Origin of the sequence: Burkholderia sp. (assembly GCF_018375725.1) — a bacterium.
Lineage (GTDB): Bacteria > Pseudomonadota > Gammaproteobacteria > Burkholderiales > Burkholderiaceae > Burkholderia.
Genome location: NZ_JAHACR010000326.1, coordinates 1 through 4,421 on the forward strand (window position 1 = coordinate 1; position 4,421 = coordinate 4,421).

Sequence of the window (4,421 nt, forward strand, 5' to 3'; positions counted from 1 at the left end):
TTCCTGCAGCTGCTGTCGGGCGTCGCGACGGCGACCCGCCGCTATGTCGACCGGATCGAAGGCACGCGCGCCAAGATCCTCGACACGCGCAAGACGCTGCCGGGCCTGCGTCTCGCGCAGAAGTACGCGGTGCGGGTCGGCGGTGGCGCGAACCAGCGCCTGGCGCTGTATGACGGCATCCTGATCAAGGAGAACCACATCGCTGCGGCCGGCGGCGTCGGCGAGGCGCTCGACGCGGCGTTCGCATTGAAGGCGGGCGTGACGGTGCAGATCGAGGTCGAAACGCTCGCGCAGCTCGAAACTGCGCTTGCACGCGGTGCGCAGTCGGTGCTGCTCGACAACTTCACGCTCGACATGATGCGTGAAGCGGTACGGATCGCCGGCGGCCACGCGGTGCTCGAAGTCTCGGGCGGCGTCAATTTGGATACGGTCCGCGCGATCGCCGAAACCGGCGTCGACCGGATTTCGATCGGCGCGCTGACGAAGGACGTGCGTGCGACCGATTATTCGATGCGTATCGTCGACTGATCGCGAGGCGTGAAGACACGAAAAAGCCGTTGGCGCGCCATGCCAACGGCTTTTTTCATGGTGCGACGCGCGGGTGTTACCGGCGCGGCCGCGTGCGGGGCGTGAGCACGCTCGGCAGCGCTTTCGGCAACGTATGGGGCCAGTCGCGGCTGTAATGCAGCCCGCGGCTTTCGCGCCGCGATTGCGCGCTCTTGACGATCAGCATCGCGACGTCGACGAGATTGCGCAGCTCGAGCAGATCGCGGCTGACGCGGAAGTTCGCGTAATACTCGTGGATTTCGTCGCGCAGCAGCGACAGACGGTGCTTGGCCCGTTCGAGGCGCTTGTCGGTGCGTACGATGCCGACGTAGTTCCACATCAGGCGCCGCAATTCATCCCAGTTGTGCGCGACGACGACTTCCTCGTCCGCATCCGACACGCGGCTTTCGTCCCAGGCGGGCAGCGGGCCGGTCGACTCGACGTCGAAACCGGCCGCCTCGATCGCCTCGGCGGCGGCGCGGCCGATCACGAGGCATTCGAGCAGTGAGTTGCTCGCGAGGCGGTTCGCGCCGTGCAGCCCGGTGTACGACGTTTCGCCGACCGCATACAGGCCGGCGAGATCCGTGCGGCCGGCCAGGTCGGTGACGACGCCGCCGCACGTATAGTGCGCGGCCGGTACGACCGGAATCGGCTCTTTCGCGATGTCGATGCCGAATTCGAGGCAGCGCGCGTGGATGGTCGGGAAGTGCTCGCGCAGGAATGCTTCCGGCTGGTGGCTGATGTCGAGATAAACGCAGTCGATGCCGCGCTTCTTGATCTCGAAGTCGATCGCGCGCGCGACGATGTCGCGAGGCGCCAGTTCCGCGCGCGGATCGTGGGCGGGCATGAAGCGGGTGCCGTCCGGCAGCTTCAGCAGGCCGCCTTCGCCGCGCACCGCCTCGGAAATCAGGAACGATTTCGCATACGGATGGAACAGGCAGGTCGGATGGAACTGGATGAATTCCATGTTCGAGACGCGGCAACCGGCGCGCCACGCCATCGCGATGCCGTCGCCGGTCGCGGTGTCCGGGTTGGTCGTGTACAGATACACCTTGCCGGCGCCGCCGGTGGCGAGCACGGTATGCGGCGCCTCGATCGTGATCGTGCGGCCGCTCCGGACGTCGAGCGCGTACAGGCCATGACAGCGGCGGCCGGCGAGGCCGAGGCGTTCCGACGTGATCAGGTCGATCGCGTGGTGATCTTCGAAGAACGTGATGTTCGGATGGCGGCGCGCGCGTTCCGACAGCGTCGCGAGCACCGCGTGACCGGTGGCGTCGGCGGCATGGATGATGCGCCGGTGACTGTGGCCGCCTTCGCGGGTCAGGTGGAAGCCGAGCTCGGCGGCGTCGTCCTTCGTGAATGGCACGCCCTGCGAGATCAGCCATTCGATCGCCTCGCGGCCGTGCTCGACGATATAGCGCGTTGCGCCTTCGTCGCAGAGGCCGCCGCCGGCGACCAGCGTGTCGTTGACGTGATTCTCGATGCTGTCCGCGGAATCGAGCACGGCAGCGATGCCGCCCTGCGCGTTATCGCTCGCGCCCTCCATCATCGAACGCTTCGCGATCAACGCGACGCGCCGCGTGCTGGCCAGATTGAGTGCGACCGACAGGCCTGCCAGGCCGCTGCCGACGATCGCCACGTCGAAATTCATGCTGCATCTCCATAATTGCCGCTCTAGATCTTGTATTTTTCCCCGGTACTTGACCGGAGAAAGGGGAGAGCATACCGCGTCGGGCGAACGCTTGCGCGCAAAAACAAAAAGCCCCGCGGTTGCGGGGCTTTCTGGTCATCGTCAGGCTGGCAGAAACCAGGAGATTACTTGATCTTGGTTTCCTTGTACGCCACATGCTTGCGAACGACGGGATCGAACTTCATGATCTCCATCTTTTCCGGCATGTTGCGTTTGTTCTTCGTGGTCGTGTAGAAGTGACCCGTACCAGCGGTCGACTCAAGCTTGATCTTGTCGCGTGCGCCTTTTGCCATGATTACGCTCCCTTAGGCTTAGGCTTCGCCGCGTGCGCGCAGGTCTGCGAGCACGGAATCGATGCCGTTCTTGTCGATCAGGCGCAGGCCGGCGTTGGAAACACGCAGGCGCACCCAGCGGTTTTCGCTCTCCACCCAGAACCGGCGGTTTTGCAGGTTCGGCAGGAAGCGGCGCTTCGTCTTGTTGTTGGCGTGGGAAACATTGTTGCCGCTCATCGGCGCTTTCCCAGTTACTTGGCATACGCGTGCCATGAGAGCACTCCTAATACGCTAAATTCGGGGTTCGATCGCCGATGAAGGAGCTCTTCGCACATCCACGTGATCCATGGTTGCACTCTGAACGCCCAAGCCCTTACAGACAAGGCCTTCGATGGCTAGAACTGGTTGGAAAAAAGTCAGACGGCGATTCTAACAGAAAAAATTCAGGAAAATCAAACCCAATTTCGCCGGGGCGTTGCAGTCCCCTTTGTCGGACCGTCTCGAACCGCGCCCGCAACCCCGCTTGCAGCCTTATAGCCAACTGGCCCGCGCGAACGAAAACGTGTCGCTCGCGCCGACGACGATGTGATCCAGCAGCCGCACGTCGACGAGTGCGAGCGCGTCGCGCAGCACGCGGGTCAGACGGCGATCTTCCGCGCTCGGCCGCACGGCGCCGGACGGGTGATTGTGCGCGACGATCAGCGCCGCGGCGTTCAACGACAGTGCGCGCCGCACGATCTCGCGCGGGTAGACGGCCATCCGCGTCAGCGAGCCGCGCGCACTTTCCTCGGTGCGCAGCAGGCAGTGGCGGGCGTCGAGAAACAGGCAGACGAACACTTCGTAGGGGCGCGTGCCGATCATGAGCCGCAGGTAGTCCTCGACTGCGCCGGGCGAGTCGATGAGCGGCCGCTCGCTCGCCTTCTCGGCCAGCGCGCGTCGCGCCAGCTCGGTGATCGCGACGAGGAGCGCGGTCCGGGCCGGCCCGACGCCGGGCTGTCCCGCGAAATCGCTCGCCGTGGCGTCGAGCAGCCCGCGCAGCGAGCCGACCTGTGCCATCAGATCCTGGGCGACCGCGAACACGTCGCGTCCCGGGATGCCGGTGCCGAGCAGCAGCGCGATCAGCTCCGTATCGGTCAGCGAGGCCGGCCCGCGTTCGAGCAGCCGCTCGCGGGGCAGGCCGCTCGGGCGCCGCTTGCGGGCGGACGCCCTGACCGCGCTGCCGGAGCCGCCGCCCGGCACGGCATCGGCGGAATCGCGGCATTCGCAAATCGGGAAGGGAAGCAGCATCGTTGATTCTCCATTGTGTGCGCGCCATCGTCGCACTTTCTGCCTTGTGCGCTCAGGTGACTTACAATACCGGTTTTGCGCTCGGCCTCAGGGCCGCTTCGGGCGCCGACCGAACGAGTAATTCATGAGCCTCATCGATCTTTCAGAAGTGAAGCCCGGTTCGCACGTCACGCTGCACTACCGGCTGGCACTGGCCGACGGCGCCGACATCGTCAACACCTTTGACGACAAGCCCGCCACGTTGCTGCTCGGCGCGGGGCAGCTGGCGGCGTCGCTGGAAGACATTCTCATCGGGCTCAAGGTGGGTGACCACTCGACTTTTCAGCTAGCGCCCGAACAGGCATTCGGCCCCCGAAATCCCGACATGATCCAGCGCGTATCGCTCGCGACGCTGCGCGAGAACGGGATGGTCGGCGACGATTTCACGCCGGGCGACCTGATCGAGTTCAACGCGCCGGATGGCGGCCGCTATGCCGGGGTGCTGAAGGAAATCGGCGAAACCTCCGCGCTGTTCGACTTCAACCATCCGCTCGCGGGCCAAGCACTCACGTTCGAAGTGAAAATCATCGGGATCCTGTAATCATGAGCTCCACCGACATCCTGTCCGGACAGACCGTCGCCGCCGA

Annotated in this window: 6 protein-coding genes; 2 read left to right on the forward strand and 4 right to left on the reverse strand. The window is 65.0% G+C overall.

Features of this window, described 5'->3' with window-relative positions; genetic code table 11:
- Window positions 1-528, forward strand: a 528-nt coding sequence (gene nadC / locus KH616_RS21900; protein WP_292250742.1) for a carboxylating nicotinate-nucleotide diphosphorylase, incomplete at its 5' end; no start/stop codon positions are given.
- A gap of 76 nt (window positions 529-604) precedes the next feature.
- Here nadC and nadB read toward each other — a convergent pair.
- The 4 genes from nadB to radC form a co-directional block, all read right to left on the reverse strand.
- On the reverse strand, window positions 605-2,197 hold the full coding sequence (gene nadB / locus KH616_RS21905; protein ID WP_292250744.1) for an L-aspartate oxidase: 1,593 nt from the start codon (window positions 2,195-2,197) through the stop codon (window positions 605-607).
- Between the two features lie 164 nt (window positions 2,198-2,361).
- Window positions 2,362-2,529 carry a 50S ribosomal protein L33 gene (gene rpmG, locus KH616_RS21910; protein ID WP_007586229.1) on the reverse strand — a complete coding sequence of 56 codons (168 nt, stop codon included), beginning with the start codon at window positions 2,527-2,529 and terminating at the stop codon, window positions 2,362-2,364.
- Window positions 2,530-2,547: 18 nt separating this feature from the next.
- Entirely contained in the window at window positions 2,548-2,781 is a 234-nt protein-coding gene (gene rpmB, locus KH616_RS21915) for a 50S ribosomal protein L28 (RefSeq protein ID WP_004186391.1), read from the reverse strand.
- Window positions 2,782-3,039: 258 nt separating this feature from the next.
- Window positions 3,040-3,795, reverse strand: coding sequence for a DNA repair protein RadC (radC, locus tag KH616_RS21920; protein ID WP_292251250.1), 756 nt, complete (start codon window positions 3,793-3,795; stop codon window positions 3,040-3,042).
- 124 nt (window positions 3,796-3,919) lie between these two features.
- Between radC and KH616_RS21925 the strand changes: the two genes are divergently transcribed.
- A complete protein-coding gene (locus tag KH616_RS21925) occupies window positions 3,920-4,375 on the forward strand; it encodes a peptidylprolyl isomerase (RefSeq protein WP_292251252.1) in 456 nt (151 codons plus the stop codon).
- The last annotated feature ends 46 nt before the right edge of the window (window positions 4,376-4,421 follow it).